Genomic DNA, 18,194 nt, shown 5'->3' with positions numbered 1-18,194 from the left:
TAAATAACCTAAAAAAGACAATAAGAAAGCAGAGCTACCTAATGGAAGGTAACTTTGTTTAAACTTATTCTTCTTTGGTTATACTAATTAATTAAAGGTTCTTTATAAGGCTCCTTATTAATTAGCATGGAGTAAATGATTCGAAGCATTCGATGCGATATGGCAACGAGTGCTTTTTTCTTTCCTCTTCTTGCAGCAATCGACCAATATTTAGCAGCTAACCAACGATTCCTACTTCTAGAGATTGCCCATGCTACTTCGCACAGTACAGTTTTGATATGAGGATTCCCTTTAGTCGTTTTAGTTGACTTTCGTTTTCCTGCACTTTCATGATTTCCTGGAGCAACTCCGGCCCAAGACGCTAAGTGTTGAGAGGTAGGAAATTGTTCCATGTTCACCCCAATCTCTGCAATAATAATTGCTGCGGAATCCTTTTTAATACCCGGAATCGTTAGTAATAACTCCACTTCTTCTTTATAATTCTTCAGAATTTCATCTATTCTTTCCTCGATTTGGCTGATTAATGATTCTAAATAAACGATGTGTTGCCAAGATTGTTTGATTAGAAAGATTTGATGATCGTTTAAAGTACCGAATAAAGAGTCTGTAATCATTTGTTTTTTGTGCTTCATTCTTCCGTGAATACTATTTTCTACATCAATGGAATCAACATATCCATTTTGAATTAATTTGGATAGAAGTTTTCTTCCAGAAACACCAAACACATCTGAAATAACTGAATTTAGTTTAACATTTGAGCATTCTAATACTTTCAGAATCCTATTTTTTTCTGAAGTCAAATGGCCGATCCATTTTTTACGAAGCCGAGTTAAATCACGAAGGTTTCGTATATCTTCTGGTGGAACAAAACTTTTTTCAATCAGTCCATAACGCAATAACTTCGCAATCCACTCTGCATCCGAAACATCTGTTTTTCTTCCAGGGACATTCTTGATTCTTTGAGCATTCGCTAATGTAATATCAAAGTAATCCTCCAAAATGTTATAAACAGGTTTCCAATAAACTCCAGTACTCTCCATCGCAATGTGCGTAATGCCATGGTTTTCCAACCACTTTAGTAAACGAAAGAGATCCTTTGTTAAAGTGGGGAAAGTTTCTGTTTCAATGAATAATTCATCGTCCTGTTCGCCAATCATGACACAAGCAACAATTGTTTCAGCATGTACATCTAATCCTGCACAACGTGTCATCAGTACATCCAATATAATCCCTCCCATAAAGTAGATTCACAAACAGCGAGTGAATTTGAAATATAAGCATTTTTCTGTACGTAGTCATCATTCCAAATGAATGAGCTAACAATGGGTTGTTCACCAAATCCACTCAAACAGTTTTTTATTCAGGGTATCATCCACCATAAAAGCCTACGTATTGTTAACTGTTTGTGTTATCTACATTATGGGAAAGAAATATCCATTTTCATGCCAGGGTTGTGAATGAAAATTCATGATTGTTTTTTATGATTTGAATGCCAGGATGTTTTTTTTTAAATATACATAATTCATGGGGTCTGTATCCTGACACATAAAGCGATTGAATCATTCTAATCCCCCTCTTAATATAAGGAATAGTTTTGCTATATGAGTTAATTTCATAATTCTCACCCCTTGATTTTCAAGGGATTCAAGACAATAAAAAATGGGTACCTCCCCAAATTTCGTTATAATGGTAGGTAACCAAACAAACCATACGAAAGAGGTGAGTACCCTATGACTATTGTAAAACAAATTTCTCTTTTTGACATCCATCAATTATTAGAAATGGAAAGTTCCCATCGTTATGATGCCATTTTTAGTGCAATCGACATTCAGCCTATATTTCAATTGTTTTCTAAAAAGACATTGAAAGGTGCACCACGTGAATTGAATTATGGTGCAATGATTCAATCGCTGATTATACGTATTGTCGAACGTATTCCAACTATCAAGGATTTAGTCAAACGTTTGGTTCATGATCCTTTATTTCGTTTCGACTGTGGATTCCTTGTGTCTGATGTCGTACCATCTGAAAGCTCTTATTCACGCATGATTCAAGTCATTAGTGAATCAGATGTGCTAGATAAAATGAACGATACACTCATCAAAACAGCGATGTTGGAAGGCTTTCTAAATGATGAACATGTCGCCATCGATGCGAGTCACTTTGAAGCTCGTGATGCGTTCACACCATCAGAAAAGAAAGCACCTAAAACTCCTAAAAAACGTGGTCGTAAAACGAAAGCTGAACGAGCTGTTTGGTTAGCCGAACAAGTAGAGAAAAAAGGAAATCAATCAACCTATGAAAAAGAACTGAAAGAACAGCTGGATATCCCATTAGAAACCCTTTGGAAGGATGTACCGATTGAGCCAAAATGGGGTGTGAAAAAGAATAGTAAAGGAAAAAATACATTCTGGTTTGGTTATAAAGCCCATTTAGCTGTTTCGACGAAAAGTCAATATATCATCACTCGTTTGATGTCCTCAGGTAATTTAAGTGATTGTAAAGCTGCGATTCCATTATTGAAAAAACTTCATCACTTAGGAAACGGTCAATTTACAATAGCTATATTTGATGCTGGTTATGATGTTGAACCTATTTACCGTCAAGCCGTATCACAGTCCATGCGAGTCGTGATTCCTTACAACGTTCGCCGAGAAGGAGAATATATAGGATTCGATGAACATTTTCGTCCAACCTGTGTGCGTGAACATAGTTACCAATATGACAGCTTTGACGCTAAGTACAATACATTAAAATTCACACGTCCAAAGGAATGTGCAACTTGCCCATTACGAGAAGACACCCTTTGCCAAAAAGTTTTCAAAACCAAATGTGATATAGATATCCGTAAATTTACCTATCCAGCACGTGGGACAGAACGATGGAAACAGCTTTATCAAGAACGTACAGCAGTCGAACGCGTTAACGCTTATTTAAAGGAATACTTTCAATTAAACAATGTCCGTCATCGTACAGGAAAGAAAGCAAAAATGCATTTCAATCTGGTGACGTTAATTTATAATACCTGCAAACTAGCAGTTGATCGAATCAATGCTTTATTACAGCAACAAAACCAAGTTGCATAATTAAAAAAAACAAAGTTTTTAGTATAGGGGTACTCTATACTTCAGAAATACTATGATTTATGAAATTGATTCATATATTAATTGAATCATAATGTAATGAGAATAAAAAAATCAATAAATAAGGCTGTTTAGAAATTTTAACTTTCTAAACAGCCCATAAATGAATTGCATTTAGTGCATGTTAGTGAATATTATATATTCTCTTAATTTGCACTTTCTGCATTCTCAAGAACTTCTTTAATTCGTTCAAGTGCCCAATCAATTTGTTCTTTCGTAATGATTAATGGTGGGGCAAAGCGAATTACATATTCATGAGTTTCTTTACATAATAGACCTTTTTCCTTTAATTGTTCGCAATATCTGCGAGCAGGTTCATAAAGTTCAACCCCTATGAATAAACCTCTTCCTCGCACTTCCTTAATAATAGGTGATGAAATTTTTAAAAGTTCTTCTTTAAAGTATTGTCCTAGCTCAAGTGAACGTTCCACTAATTTTTCTTCTTCGATGACTTCAAGAGAAGCGATTGAAACAGCACAAGCTAGTGGGTTACCACCAAAAGTAGAACCATGAGAACCAGGATTTAATACCCCTAAAATATCATCGTTTGCCACCACAGCAGAAATTGGCATTACGCCCCCGCCGAGTGCTTTTCCAAGAATATAAACATCCGGCTCAATATTCTCCCACTCGCAAGCGAACATTTTTCCTGTACGGCCAAGTCCAGTTTGTATTTCGTCCGCAATAAACAATACATTATGTTCTTTACAAAGTTTTGCTGCTTCTTTTAAGAATCCTTCAGGAGGTACAATGATCCCTGCTTCTCCTTGAATCGGTTCAAAAATAAAAGCTGCCGTGTTTGGAGTGATAGCATTTTTTAGAGCTTCGATATCTCCATATGGAATTAATTTAATTCCTGGAATTAACGGTCCAAAACCGCGTTGATATTCTTTCTCAGATGAAAGAGAGACAGGAATCATAGTGCGGCCATGGAAGTTTCCATTGCAACCGATGATTTCAGCTTTATTTTCTTCAACGCCTTTCACATCATAAGCCCAACGGCGAGCAACTTTAATCGCTGATTCCACAGCTTCTGCACCAGTATTCATTGGTAAAACCATGTTTTTTCCGGTGATATTACATACTTTTTCATACCATGGACCAAGTTGGTCGTTATGGAATGCACGAGAAGTTAAAGTAACTCGATCTGCTTGATCCTTTAATGCTTGAATAATTTTTGGATGACGGTGACCTTGGTTTAGAGCCGAATAAGCAGATAGCATATCCATATATTCTTTACCTTCTGGATCTTTTACCCATACTCCTTCTGCTTCACTAATCACAATTGGTAGTGGGTGGTAGTTATGAGCACCTAGCTTTTCTGTAATTTCTATAATTTCTTTTGTTGTTTTAACCATTGAAAAATCCCCCTTAATGTACTGAAGCATAAAAAAATTGTGTTTTTTAGCAAAATTGCTTATAAATTCATTATATATGATAGATGTGATTTTTTAATCGAAAGAATTTAAATTATCAATACTATTATAATAATTTGATCTTTTTATTAGGCATTAGGGTTCGATTGAAACTTTTTTCAAAAGACTTATGAAGGATAAAAATAAAGGGACTGTCCACTTTTCAGACGCCCCTTTTTTGATTAATGATAAGAATTCAGTTGGTTTTTCCAAAACATTGCAATGATAATACTTAAAATTAATATGATTGTTGCAAAGTAGTATGGATAATTATAATTCATATCAAATAAGATACCACCAATGATAGGGCCAAAGATATTTCCGATGCTTGTAAACATGGAATTCATGCCGCCTACAAAACCTTGTTCATTTCCTGCAATTTTTGAAAGATAGGATGTAATTCCTGGACGAATTAAATCAAAGCCTACAAAGACAATCCAACAAGTTAACATGATTGTCCAGTAAGAATTTACAATTGTCATAACGAACACTAATAGGCCTGACATAATTAAACTAATTCGAACAACGTTAATTTCTCCGAACCGCTTTGTTAATGCATCAAATAATAAAATTTGCACAACTGCTCCAACAATACCACCGCCTGTAACGATTATGGCGATATCTTTTGGTGTAAATCCAAATTTATGATCAATAAATAGGCTAAATAATGACTCGAAGGAAGCTAAACTGAATGTCGATAGGAAAATAATAATAAATGAAATAAGATACATTGGAATAAAAATTCGTTTCCAACCAACTTTTTCATCTTTGAACACTTTCGGATGCTCTCTACGTTCAGGCTCCTTCAAAATAAAAATGGAGGCAATGGCTACTAATGCTCCCAAAACACTGGCAGCAAAGAATGGTACACGAATTCCAAATTCCGCTAAAAATCCGCCTATACCTGGCCCTACAATAAATCCGGTATTAATCGCGGCAGACATAAATCCAAGGGCTTTCGGACGTTCGCTTTCAGATGTGATATCCGCAATATATGCAGTAATCGCAGGCATGATGCATGCGCCACTAATTCCACCTAAAATTCTTGATAGGAAAAGAATCTCAAGGCTCTTAGCAATACCAAATAACAACTCTGAAAAACTAAATAAAAAAAGACCGATGATAATCATTATTTTCCGGCCGTATTGATCCGTCCATTTTCCTGTAATGGGAGAAGCGATTAGTTGAGCTAATGCAAAAGCAGCTACCATGTTTCCTACTACGGTGCCGCTTAAGGATAATTCATTCATTAATGAAGGCAAGACAGGGATAACTAGGCTAATACCAACAAAGGTAATAAAAATATTTCCAAGTAATAGAGCAAAGGCAACTTTTTGAGATTTTGATTGCATAAATATCCCCTTTGAATTTTTTATCTATAAAATTATTTTTAAATAGCAGTAGTGATATTGTAACGGTACATTTACAGAAATTGAAAGTGCAAAAAGGTCTATTCCTATTTAAACCTTTACGAAAGACTGAGTCAAGGAAACACAAATGTTTCAGAATACTTACATAAAATAGTAAAAGGGAAAAAGACATGACAAAAAAAGGATGGCTACTTGCCATCCATGAATGATAATGGGATTTGTGGAAGAAATGTGTGCTCACTCACCACTCGCCGTCGTATAAGGGGTGTACAATGGTTACTGGGAATGCAAATTCGGAGAGACGTTCCCAACTAAATAAATGGAGGTAACAATGATCAAGCTATAAACTCCACCCTCATGCCAACCTAAGAAGTTAGGATACAATATGCGTCCAAACCATTCCTGTTGTGAAGGGATCTATTCACCATCGACTTAACTTTACAGATCCTTTTCAATGAAACAAATTCAGGCTCTTATTTTTACATCGTTATATAGGGAGTTCAAATTGATTTACTGCAGAGGGCTGTATTTGTTCATTTTCACAATACAGGAAATGGGTATCCTTGATTTATCCAATTCAAAGTTTGTTACATCAAATTGAAAAGGATAATTGTTGCCGTACATTTATATTCATAGGGTAATTTACTTCCCATTACAATAATTAAATTTCTCACCTCCTTTTGTTTTCATCATATTCATTTAATAGTTTATATGAAGGGACAATTAGCTAATCTTTTGATAATAATAAACAATTATAGCGAGAAAAATTAGAGATAAAAGTCTATTATTGAACTAAACTTTTTTCTTTACTTCACTCTTAAGAAAAACTACAACTATTTTCGGTTTCTCAAGTAGTAAAGAATTTTTATGGATTTAATAGTCCCTATTTAAATTATTATTCAGAGATAATGTGATGAGAAAATACTTTTTAATGAATTTGTATAAACGAAATACATATGTATTAATAAGGGAGAATTAATGATGAGAATTCATAAAGTCATTGTTCGTTATGTAAAAATGCCAATGAAAAATCCATTTACAACAAGCTTTGGCACGTTACATGATAAATCTTTTTTATTGTTGGAAGTTCACACAGATGAAGGAATTGTTGGATTTGGTGAATGCGTTGCTTTCGAAGCGCCGTGGTATAGTGAAGAAACCGTAAAAACTTGTTGGCATATGCTAAAAGATTTTCTGATTCCAATGATTTTACAAAAGAACATCCATCATCCAAATGATGTAAGTAAAATGTTTGCAGGCATACGGAAAAACAAAATGGCCATTGCATCGATTGAAGGGGCAATTTGGGATATTTACGCACAACAGTCTAATCAATCTTTAGCAAAAGTCCTTGGAGGAAATAAAGAAAAAATAGATGTAGGAGTGAGTCTCGGTATTCAATCGACAATCGAAAAGCAAATTGAAGTGGTCGGGAAGTACATTGCAGAAGGATATAAAAGAATTAAAGTCAAAATAAAGCCTGGATGGGATGTGGAAGTCATCAAAAAGCTGCGGGAAGCATTCCCAAATGTTCCGATGATGGCAGATGCGAATTCAGCATATACTTTAAGCGATATCGACTTATTAAAACAGTTGGATGAGTATAATTTGATGATGATTGAACAGCCGTTAGCTTATGACGATATTGTGGATCATGCGACACTTCAAAAGCATTTGAAGACACCGATATGTTTAGATGAAAGTATTATATCCCTTGAAGATGCACGAAAGGCAATTGAATTGGGGAGTTGTGGTGTTATAAATATCAAAATTGGACGAGTTGGAGGTTTGTCTGAAGCAATCAAAATTCATGATTATTGCCAATCAAAGGGCATACCGGTTTGGTGTGGTGGAATGCTCGAGGCAGGAATTGGCCGAGCATATAATATCGCTTTAACATCATTATCAAATTTTGTTTTACCTGGAGATACTGCAGGGTCAAGCCATTATTTTGAGGAAGATATCATAAATCCCGAAGTTGTTGTGAAAGATGGAACTATCCAAGTGCCGCAAACTGTTGGAATTGGGTACGAGCCTAATCGAAAGATTATTGATAAATATACAGTTTCCTCGAATGTTTACAATTGAATACGACAAACGATTATTGAGTTAGAGAAATGGGGGAAATGGTGAGAAATAGTTTAAAAATCGGGGGAGCATTTGTCGGTTTAATGATTGGGGGTGGCTTCGCATCTGGACAAGAGATATTCCAATTTTTTATCTCCTACGGTTGGTATGGACTGTTTGGGGTTTTCGTTGCTAGTGTACTATTTTCTTTTTTAGGAATGAATATAGCAACATTAGGATATTCTTTGAAAACAACATCCCATAAAGAAGTCGTGCTTTTTATTGCAGGTTCAACATTCGGCTCGATCATCGATTGTCTCATAACGGTGTTTTCTTTTTGTATTACGGTTGCTATGTTTGCAGGGGCAGCGAGTGCTTTTGAAGTGCTATTTGGAATAAATGGTTTTATTGGTAGTTTCTTTATGATGATATTCACAATTTTCACACTGATGCTCAATGTAGAAAAAATTATAAGTATACTTGCCCTAGCAATCCCCTATTTAATCATCGTGATTTTCATACTAGTGATTGCTTCAATTTTAACGATGGATGGTAGTTTCAATGAACATGTGGAAATGGCAAATCAATTATCAACAGGACATTGGCTATTAGCAGCACTTTTATATGTTTCGTATAATTTAGCGGTAGGGTTGCCAATGCTTGCGGTAATGGGGAGTACTGTGAACAGTAGAAGAGAGGCAGGAATGGGTGGAATTATTGGTGGATTATTAATGGGCATGTTGATTCTATTAGTTTATGTGGCGCTAATGGCAAAAATGGATGTGATTTTTGGGAAGCCGATGCCAACATTAGTGATTGCCTTAAATATACATCCAATTATTGGTGTGCTGATGGCTATTACTTTAATTATAATGATTTATAGTACAGCAGTCGGTGTACTTTATTCTTTTGTCATTCGATTTGTATCACCAAAGTCCAAAACGTATAAATATTTTCTCATTGTTTCCGCCTTCATTGCATTTTTTGCAAGCTTTATCGGGTTTACTACCATTGTGAAAACTGTGTATTCCATTATGGGATATTTTGGGTTTATCGTAATAATCATCACTTGTTGGATGTGGCTAAAAAGAAAAGGGAGCTTAACCTGAGGCAATTCTCAGGTTTTTTTATTTATGAAAGAACCAATCACTCATTATTCACATATATAATGGGGTAACGGTATTTTACTCGTTAGGAGGAACAACATGTATCCATATTGGCAACCACATCAGTTTGACATCTTGCCTAGCTTAATGCCCCCCTTTGACCAATCAAAAGGCCCCTCTGTAGTAGCTTATCAATTGAGTGACGTTACCGGTGATGGAGTGCTTGATGGAATTTTTCTGATAGCCTCAAAACTCGACGATAGTCCTTATTTAAGCAATATGAGTCTAGTTGTTCAAAATGGTTTCACCCATGAAATATCCGTATATCATTTAAGAGATGTAGCAGGATATAATCCAACGATTTGGACGGGAGATTTAACTGGTGATCAGGTAAATGATATTCTAGTAACTGTTCAATCCGGTGGAAGCGGAGCGATAGTCTTTGCTTACGTATTTTCGTTTTTACATGGCAAGTTAGGGAAAATTTTTGATTCTATTAAGTTTAATGAAGAACGGCAGTATGAAGTAAACTATAAAGACAATGCAGAAGTAATGGTAACGAGCAGGAATCCTAACATACGTTATCTATTAAATATTCGTTATAAAGGAAAAGAGTATTTACATGAAATATATGATTCCAATGGAAAGCTAAAGGAACCTATTCAAGGTTGGGTAGATCCTGCTAGTGGGATATATCCAATTGATCTAACGGGGGATGGGAAGTATTCATTATTAACAATGGAAAAAATCGCCGGGAGATATCATGCAGATGGTTTAGGATACGTTGAGAACGTTTTACATTGGAATGGACGGGAATTTGAAGCGGTGAGTCAACATGTTGCAATTAATGGAGCAAGTTTCTAATATATTTTCTGCAAATAAGTTAAAATGGTTTTGAATATAGTCAACGATTAATAAGTCGCTTCTTCAATGAAGCGACTTAATTCGATTTCTTTTAAAAAAATAATAGCCTACTGTTGAAATAAATACTTGTAAAAATTGGCTATTATTAGACTTTAGGGATGCAATGTAATGCTTCCTCTGCGCTTGAGAAAGGTGGCCGGATTAATAGTAAACGTTCAATATAGTTTTTTACTTCTTCAGGTAATTGTAATTCTTCTTGCCAACTTCTCTCTTTACTTTCTGTAGGAGTATAGGATGAGTAAAGTAAAAAGAGTAGAAAATGACCGAGAAAATAAAGATCACTACAATGATTTGCAGCCTTTTTTGGATTTTTAACTTCCTCGATCTTTTGCTTCGGGTTTAAATAAGTAGCTAATCCAAAATCAATAATAGAGAGCTTTCCTTGATGGACTAATACGTTAGGGATTCTTAAGTCGCGGTGCACAATACCTTTATGATGAATTTGGACGACCATTTCTAGAAGTATTTTTAAAATATGAAGGGATTCAGGTAAAGAATAAACATTACCTTCTTCAAAGATTGTTTGTTCAAAAGTGCGGCCTTCCATATAATCCATTACGAAAAAAGGGATATTTTCAACTTCATTTTCAACAATGACGGAAGGGACAAAGGGAAAATTCAATTCTTTAAGAATTTGGATTTCCTTTTGAAATCTTTGACGTAATTTCTTAGAATGTCGATATTTCGTTATTAGACGTTTCAGGACATATTTTTTTCCGGTCCGCTTTTCTATGATTAAATATGCTATACCATAAGTACCAGTACCAAGTACCTCAGAAAAACAATAATTTGTCTTTTCATCTATATACCTTTTAAATATTCGATGGTACTTGTTTTCAAGAAAATATCGAATCATCGTTTAACTACTGAAGAAACTTCTTGAACTGAAGAAGCTACCGGAACGAAAAATACCACTGCTTTTATGTCCACGTTTGTAATAATGATGTCCGTAAAAGTTATGCCTTTTTGTGAATCTTCTATAGTTGGAAGAAGAATGACGTTTTCCCCCTATGATGGACTTGAAAAATTTATCGATCATGCTAAACTTCCTCCTTTTCAAAAAGCCTTTTTTGAATATGTACGAATTATCAATAAAGAAGTTTCATAAAAAACGATTCGACGACAGGAGTCAACATATTATTTATCACCCATTAGGTAGAATTAAAGAAAAACTTAAAAAATTTCGAAACCATTTTGATAGAATCTTCGTATCTATAAACAGGTCACATAAATTGGTAACAAAGTATAGGGGTTTCCAGTAAAGGGATATGTTACAATTATTGTAAATGTGGCTAACTATTATGTGTCGGAGGAGGAGAAAAATGAAGAAAACAAGATTCTTTTCTATTTTACTAGCAATTGTTTTATTGTTAGCGGTCCCGTTTGGGAGTGCAGGTGCAGCTGGCTTTACAGATGTAAGTGGTAAACATTGGGCTTCATACGAAATCAACCGCTTAGTAAGCAAAGGGGTTATTAAAGGGTATGAAGACAATTCGTTCAAGCCAAATCAAACTATAACACGTGCTCAAGCTGCAGTTATATTATCAAGAGTATTAAAACTTGATACAAGCAAAGATCCAAAGATTGTATATAAGGATGTTTCAAAAGATTATTATGCATATGACGCTATTGCTGCTGTAACAAACGCTGATATTATGAAAGGGTCTAATGGTGAATTCAGACCGAATGATGATGTTACTCGTGCACAGATGGCGATTATTTTAACAAATGCCTTCAAATTAAAAGGTAATGGAACAACATCTTTTAAAGATGTAGCGAAAGATTTCTATGCATATGAAGCAATTGATGCTCTGTATGCAAATGAAATTACAACGGGTAATGAACAAAATGCCTTCAATCCAAATCAACCTACGACACGTGCTCACTTTGCAGTATTCTTATCAAGAGTATTGGATAAACAATATGCAAATGATCCAATTGTACAAGAACTAAAAGAAATTTATCAAAAAGAATTTGAATTGAATTCTTATGAATTTGAAGGAACAATGAATTACGGTTTTGAATTCCCTACAATTGAGGGAGCAACTGAAGAAGCAACTGCAATCTTTGATATGTTTAAAGATATTCATGTCGATTTCAAAGGGGTTTATCAAAAAGACCCATTACAACTTGAAATGGATATGACATTTAAACTAAACGGACCGTTCCCAATTGGTGATATTAAACTGCCAGTTGTGATGACTGCTGATAAAATGTGGATTCAAATTCCTGAACTGCCATTTGCCCCAACTCCAGAAGAGTATAAAGGTAAATTTATTGAAATGGATTTTGCTGAGCTTTCAGAAGTAACTGGACAACCTGCTCCTGTATTGGATATAGAATTACAGCAAAAATTTAATGAAGAATTGTTCGATCTCTTCTTTGATCACTTCGGTGGGGAGTATTATGAAGAAGTATCTAAAGATGCAATTCAAGTACCAGAAGGTATTGAGGTAGACAAAGTAATTAAATTTGAAATGACGAATGATGAATTAACGCCTTTCATTCAAAAACTATTTAATAAAATTTTACCTGAATTCGTTGCATTATTGGAAAACCCAGAATACGCCAAAGCACTTGGTGTTACTTCCGAAGATATCGAGATGTTAAAACAATCACTGGAAGCTGCAGAATTAGATATTAAAGATATTGTTGGTGAAATTAATAATTACGTGACATTAAATGAATTGAAAGAATATATTGCTGTACATCCAGAAAAATATATTGGCTATGATGTGTTAAATTTTGATATAGACTTTACAATGGAAGGCGAAACATTCGGATTAAAAATAAACTATAAAATGGGTAAATCGAATGTAAATGAAAAACCAAACTTTGTGATTGGTATACCAGATGCGACAAAGATTATTAAGTTTGAAGAATTAATTAACTTCGAAGGGGTCATTGAAGATTAATTTCTAATAATTTAGTACGAGTCTTTTAGTGTCCATTTTGCCGCACAGTGCATGTTAAGTGTCCTGTGCGGTTTTTATTCAGAATGAGAAGTGATGAAATAGAAACATTTAAGTTAATTCGAAACAGAAAAATAAGTTAAATGTGAAAAGCAGCTAAGTAATACTTTAATAAAAATGATTTTTTCTTATTATACCAATAAAACATATAAAATAACTTGGTATACTTTGGTTGTTAATATTCAACAAAAGGGGTTTTTAGTATACAAACACATCTTTTTCTCCTCTTTCAATGAAGATGAATATATGCCTATGTAGCGTTGAAATAGCTACATACATTGAAATTAGCTTGAAGAAAAGGGGGAAAAAGCGTGTATCCTTTTTTTAACGACAATGATAATAATAATCAATTTGATTTTGATGATGATGTAACGCGTAGAGGGTTTCAAGGCCAGCCATCAAGGTTCCCAGGTATGCCAGGAGGATTCCCAGGTGCACCAGGGGGAGGCCCAGGCGCACCGGGAGGATTCCCAGGTACACCAGGAGGATTCCCAGGCGCACCGGGAGGATTCCCAGGTACACCAGGAGGATTCCCAGGCACACCAGGAGGATTTCCAGGCGCACCGGGAGGATTTCCAGGCTCACCGGGAGAATACCCGGGTACACCAGGGGGATTCCCAGGCTCACCAGGAGGATTTCCGGGTACACCAGGGGGATTCCCAGGTACACCAGGAAGACCACCTGGAGGACAAATGACTCCACCTGCAGCTCCGCCTCCAAGTTTCACACCTCAACTTAGCTCATTCCAAGGAACAGCTGAATTTGGTCGTCGCAGTGGAGGACGAGGAATTGGGAGATGTTTGTTCCGCAATACTTTTATTTGGTTAACGAATGGTAATAGCTTCTGGTTCTATCCGATGTTTGCTTTCGGTAACTCAATTATTGGTTTCCGTTGGAGAGGAAATCGAGGTTGGGTTTACGATGTATTAAATCGTCAACGTATTGCATTCTTCCAATGCTATTAATTTAATGATATACAATATTGAATTTCAATGGATATGCCTATGTTTGAAGTGAGCGATTTTCCGCGTCACTTTTAAACATAGGCCGTTAACTCTAAAAATAGTTCTACTCCGTTCATTATAAAAAGAATAAGTAGTTCTTTTTTTTATTTTGAAAGAATAATAATTAGAAAGAATGAAGGAGGGTAGCAAGAGTGGAAAAAATACAGAAAACCCGTGAAAAGCTTTTGCAAAGTGTTCGTTCCTTGTCTAATGAACAATTAAATGCAGTACCTGAAGAAGGGAAATGGTCAATCGCTCAAGTGTTAGAGCATTTATATTTAATGGAAATGAATACGGTAGATGGAATATTGGAAACGCTATCAAAAGATGAATACAATCCAACTGAAGAAAAACCCCTTTACCATATATTAGATCGTACGGTGAAACGAGTAGCGCCAGATGATTTAACACCTTCAGAGAAATTTCAAACATTAGAAGAGCTTATACAAAAATTAGAAAAATCTAGAGAAGCATTGTTGCAAAGTATTGAAGGTGTTAGTGAAGAAGATTTAGAGCAAAAATCTTTTATTCATAGAAGGTACGGGCTATTATCAATACGACAGTGGGTATCATTAATTGGCTATCATGAAGAGCGTCATTTGCAACAGATTGAAGAAATAAAAGGGACGTTATTAAAGAAGGTTAATTAATGAAACACCTTCGATTATCGTAGGTATAATCGAAGGTGTTTTTAGATTTTAGGAAGAAGTAATATGCTTGTTGTCGAAACTGAAATGTTAACTTGAAAAAATTGCTTCTCCTCTACTGCTTCTGTTTCTTCCACTATTTCTCCTTTTATCCTCGTTTAAATTTGCACGATTACCACAACAATAAACTAGTAACATCTTATTAATGTGATTCTCAATTCTAGAGTAAATATCCCAAACATAGAATAATTTTTTTCTAAATGAATATATATACTATAAAGTTGTGTCCATTTTATTACGAAAACGGAAATTTTTATAACAACATATAAAAGGGGGGAGGGCTTGAGTTGCCTATGGTGGAAATGGGATTTTCCATACTTATTTTGTTCATCCTTTCACAAGCTTTTATATATATGCAAACAAAACGTAGAGAAAAATCAAGAGAATATAAAGAAATTGCTCAACATTTCGTCCTGCCATATTTAAATGAAGTGTTATTATTTATCGAGTTAAAAACTGATCATCGCAAAGAAACAGGTGTACCGATGATTGAAATTAGTTCAGATGAAGTCGTAGGTAAAATACAGGAAAAGATTAGTTATGGAAATGCGAAGTTAATGAATGCGCTTTATCGTTACTTTAATTCGGCAGCGTATTTTGAAGGTCGAGGAGAGGCAAAAAATCTAGCGACTTATGAGGTGTTCTATCATTATTTAGATCACGCTTATAATTCGATTGAAAAAAGCGAATTCAAAGACGAGCAATTATTAAATAACATATTAAAATGCCAAAAAATTTATGGAATTGCTTTCGTTTTGACTTCCATTTTAGGCAATGATGAATCGTTAAAAATTCTTTCGTATAAATGGCTTTGGAGTCATCACTTTTTAAATAAAATTCCACTGCATTTATTAGAAGATTTAATTCATAACTATAATAATTCAAAAACAGAAGAGCATAAGTTGTTAAAGTTTTTAAGCATTATAAAGCAAGATTTCCATGAGTCACCAGAGATCGATCGATTCCATGAATTAAAAAATTATTTGGAAGAAGCTTTCATAATTGTAGAAAAGCGCTGGTTAAATTATAGTAGCTAGTATTGGCTACTTTTTTTATTCATATTTTACTTTTAGTTTCATATTAAAAATGATAACTTCTATTTTTGTCAAGTTATTTATATATAATTATAAAGGGTTTAAGCGAGTCAGCACTAATTTATTTAGAAAGTAAGGTGAAACAATGAGAGCTTATATTTTAAAATTGACATTCGAAGGAATTAAACCAGAAGTTTGGCGAAAGGTGATTATACCGGTTGGAGCAACCTTTAATCGACTGCACGAAACGATACAGTACGTAACAAATTTTAAAAGCTATATGGAACCCTATCATCATTTTTGCTTCCCTTTGGAAGATGTTATGATCACAAATAATGAAGAATTAATTGAACAGAAAGAATTGAACGGAAAAAAGGTAAAGCAACCTAGCCGCATTAAAATTGATCAATATATTGAGAAGAACGGTAAAATTCTTTATCAATATGATTTCGGGGATAATTGGGAAATCACCATAACGTTAGAAGATACCGTAGATGATTATTATTTTGGCTATCCGACTTTGCTAGACGGCGGAGGTATGGCACCGCCAGAAGATGTTGGGGGACCAGTTGGATATATGAATTTTTTAGAAATTATTCATGACCCAACTCATCCACAATATACTTCAACTCGAGAATGGGCTGAATCGGTCGGATATAAACCGTTAAATATAGACCATATTAATTCTCTTTTAAAACATGTAAAATTCAAAAAGACAGAATGGGAACATATTCATCATGAAAATTATTTAATTATATCTGACAAATATAGGGGTTCTGAAGTTATCGATCCAGAAAAAGTAGCGAATAAAGAATTAATATATGACTATATTGTAAGTTGTACGAACTTATATGGAATTGTTCCAAATTATAAAGTAATACACATTTACAATTTGCAAAACAAGCCAAAAATTACGAGTAAAGAATTACAAGCAATTACAACGGATTCAAAATATAAAAAACTACTTGAAGAAGCTAATGTCGTTGTAAAATTAGATCGTTTTATTCATAAAACTCTTGAAGAGAACAATATTACGGAAAAATTGGAACAACTTGTGGTTGGGAAGCCATTTTACATTCCTGAAAAAGAAGAATTACTGCGTTATAAAGATGAGTTCTATTATGAAGAAACGAAGTATCATCGAGAACTTATTAAAATACTAGAAAGAGTTGAAGGGCTAGAAAGTAGATTGATTCAAGAGTTAGTGGATGATTTTGTATGGAAAATCAAGGTGATGAATTATAAATTTAATATCTTCATGAGGGAATTTTTAAATCAATTTGTGTTTGAAAATGTCAATCAGGTTAACGAAATAACAAGAGTGATTTTTTCCATTGCAAATACTACAAGACTTTGGGACAATCGTGGGTATACTCCAAAGGAATTAACAGATCTTTCAAAACCAAAACAAACGAAAGTAGTAGTTGGTGCTAAAATTGGCCGCAACGATCCATGCCATTGCGGAAGCGGGAAAAAATATAAAAAATGTTGTGGTAGGTAATTAAAAAAACCAAGGTGATCAGCCAAGATCTCTTAGAGATTTATTTCACCTTGGTTTTTATTTTATTTAATTTCAATGCTACCGCTAGATACTTCTAAATCGATATTGTATTGTCCAGTTCCATGAGTGCCTCGTAAACGATTTTTTTCTCTCACTTCATTATTTAAAGGAAAACGATTATGAATGTTTCCGCTTGATATTTCGCCAGATAATGTAAAGTCACTATCATCTGGTAAATCGAGTGCAATATGGCCAGAACTTACTTCTGCATCTATATCACCTATTAAATCATCTACTTGAATGGAAATATTTCCGGATGAAACATCAATCTCCAATTGGCCTGTCACATGTTTTATATTCACATTCCCAGAATTAACATCCAATTCAGCTTTATTTGCTTGTAACGAATCGATGCGAATGTTTCCTGATCTTACATCCATTTTGAATTCATGGAGTTCCATGTCTTTTGATAATTCAAAGTTAATGTTTCCAGAACGAACATCAAATTCTAAATCACGATTATAGCTTTCAGGGATTGTAATAATAAGCTCTGTTCGATCCCCGAAATTGAAAAATTCATACCATCTGCGATCATATTCTATTTCAATCGTATCGTCTTTTTTAGAAAGGGATACTTTGCCTTTACCTTTTAATTTCGCTTCAACATAATCTTGATTTTTAGTAAGTATTGTTGCATTTGCTCCTGCAAGATCTAACTCGATTGTATCAATTTCATTTGTAACTTCCGCTCTAAAATCTTTTGAAAAGAATGAAAAGTGACCAATACTAATTAAACTAATAAGCAATAACATAACGACGATGGCTAAAAGTATTTTCTTCACAGAAAACCTCCTAAATATTTTTGTTTATATCAACATATTAGATAAAAAGGGGATGGCCAACAACAAACCGGGGGTTTATTTCTTTATAGGTCTCGAGGTGTAGAAGAAA

At 34.5% G+C, this 18,194-nt stretch carries 15 protein-coding genes; 9 read left to right on the top strand and 6 right to left on the bottom strand.

Annotated elements, in window-relative coordinates; genetic code table 11:
• Positions 1-83: 83 nt before the first annotated feature.
• On the bottom strand, positions 84-1,223 hold the full coding sequence (locus UtA1_RS01990; RefSeq protein WP_096549889.1) for an IS110 family RNA-guided transposase: 1,140 nt from the start codon (positions 1,221-1,223) through the stop codon (positions 84-86).
• Positions 1,224-1,440: 217 nt separating this feature from the next.
• Complete coding sequence (locus UtA1_RS01985) at positions 1,441-1,563, bottom strand: SLOG family protein (protein ID WP_232019887.1); 123 nt, start codon at positions 1,561-1,563, stop codon at positions 1,441-1,443.
• Between the two features lie 167 nt (positions 1,564-1,730).
• Here UtA1_RS01985 and UtA1_RS01980 point away from each other — a divergent pair, with 167 nt between their 5' ends.
• Positions 1,731-3,086 carry a transposase gene (locus UtA1_RS01980; protein WP_096549888.1) on the top strand — a complete coding sequence of 452 codons (1,356 nt, stop codon included), beginning with the start codon at positions 1,731-1,733 and terminating at the stop codon, positions 3,084-3,086.
• Positions 3,087-3,289: 203 nt separating this feature from the next.
• On the opposite strand, the gene UtA1_RS01975 is transcribed toward UtA1_RS01980, so the two are convergent.
• Together UtA1_RS01975 and UtA1_RS01970 are read right to left on the bottom strand one after the other, a co-directional pair.
• Positions 3,290-4,501, bottom strand: a complete 1,212-nt coding sequence (locus UtA1_RS01975) for an ornithine--oxo-acid transaminase (protein WP_096549887.1) — start codon at positions 4,499-4,501, stop codon at positions 3,290-3,292.
• Between the two features lie 239 nt (positions 4,502-4,740).
• Positions 4,741-5,910, bottom strand: coding sequence for an MFS transporter (locus UtA1_RS01970; RefSeq protein ID WP_096549886.1), 1,170 nt, complete (start codon positions 5,908-5,910; stop codon positions 4,741-4,743).
• Between the two features lie 999 nt (positions 5,911-6,909).
• Here UtA1_RS01970 and menC point away from each other — a divergent pair.
• The 3 genes from menC (at position 6,910) to UtA1_RS01955 (ending at position 9,965) form a co-directional block, all read left to right on the top strand.
• A complete protein-coding gene (menC, locus tag UtA1_RS01965; RefSeq protein ID WP_096549885.1) occupies positions 6,910-8,016 on the top strand; it encodes an o-succinylbenzoate synthase in 1,107 nt (368 codons plus the stop codon).
• 38 nt (positions 8,017-8,054) lie between these two features.
• Positions 8,055-9,104, top strand: coding sequence for a YkvI family membrane protein (locus UtA1_RS01960; protein WP_232019886.1), 1,050 nt, complete (start codon positions 8,055-8,057; stop codon positions 9,102-9,104).
• Between the two features lie 96 nt (positions 9,105-9,200).
• Positions 9,201-9,965, top strand: coding sequence for a spore coat protein (locus UtA1_RS01955; protein WP_096549883.1), 765 nt, complete (start codon positions 9,201-9,203; stop codon positions 9,963-9,965).
• A gap of 145 nt (positions 9,966-10,110) precedes the next feature.
• Here UtA1_RS01955 and UtA1_RS01950 read toward each other — a convergent pair whose 3' ends face one another.
• The gene (locus UtA1_RS01950; protein ID WP_096549882.1) at positions 10,111-10,881 is read right to left on the bottom strand and encodes a serine/threonine protein kinase; all 771 of its coding nucleotides are present in this window, start codon (positions 10,879-10,881) and stop codon (positions 10,111-10,113) included.
• A 466-nt stretch (positions 10,882-11,347) separates the two neighbouring features.
• Here UtA1_RS01950 and UtA1_RS01940 point away from each other — a divergent pair, with 466 nt between their 5' ends.
• The 5 genes from UtA1_RS01940 to UtA1_RS01920 all read left to right on the top strand — a co-directional run bounded on the left by UtA1_RS01940 (position 11,348) and on the right by UtA1_RS01920 (position 17,243).
• Positions 11,348-12,940 (top strand): S-layer homology domain-containing protein, encoded by a 1,593-nt coding sequence (locus tag UtA1_RS01940; RefSeq protein WP_172597810.1) that lies wholly within the window; start codon positions 11,348-11,350, stop codon positions 12,938-12,940.
• A gap of 368 nt (positions 12,941-13,308) precedes the next feature.
• Entirely contained in the window at positions 13,309-13,962 is a 654-nt protein-coding gene (locus UtA1_RS01935; RefSeq protein WP_172597809.1) for a hypothetical protein, read from the top strand.
• A gap of 191 nt (positions 13,963-14,153) precedes the next feature.
• Positions 14,154-14,651 carry a DinB family protein gene (locus UtA1_RS01930; protein WP_016837614.1) on the top strand — a complete coding sequence of 166 codons (498 nt, stop codon included), beginning with the start codon at positions 14,154-14,156 and terminating at the stop codon, positions 14,649-14,651.
• 344 nt (positions 14,652-14,995) lie between these two features.
• Positions 14,996-15,745, top strand: coding sequence for a hypothetical protein (locus UtA1_RS01925; RefSeq protein ID WP_096549880.1), 750 nt, complete (start codon positions 14,996-14,998; stop codon positions 15,743-15,745).
• 142 nt (positions 15,746-15,887) lie between these two features.
• The gene (locus UtA1_RS01920) at positions 15,888-17,243 is read left to right on the top strand and encodes a plasmid pRiA4b ORF-3 family protein (protein WP_096552364.1); all 1,356 of its coding nucleotides are present in this window, start codon (positions 15,888-15,890) and stop codon (positions 17,241-17,243) included.
• A 62-nt stretch (positions 17,244-17,305) separates the two neighbouring features.
• On the opposite strand, the gene UtA1_RS01915 is transcribed toward UtA1_RS01920, so the two are convergent.
• A complete protein-coding gene (locus UtA1_RS01915) occupies positions 17,306-18,085 on the bottom strand; it encodes a DUF4097 family beta strand repeat-containing protein (protein WP_096549879.1) in 780 nt (259 codons plus the stop codon).
• Between the last annotated feature and the right edge of the window lie 109 nt (positions 18,086-18,194).

Source organism: Ureibacillus thermosphaericus, from assembly GCF_002370195.2.
GTDB classification, from domain to species: Bacteria; Bacillota; Bacilli; order Bacillales_A; family Planococcaceae; genus Ureibacillus; species Ureibacillus thermosphaericus.
This window is presented reverse-complemented; position numbering and strand designations above follow the sequence as displayed.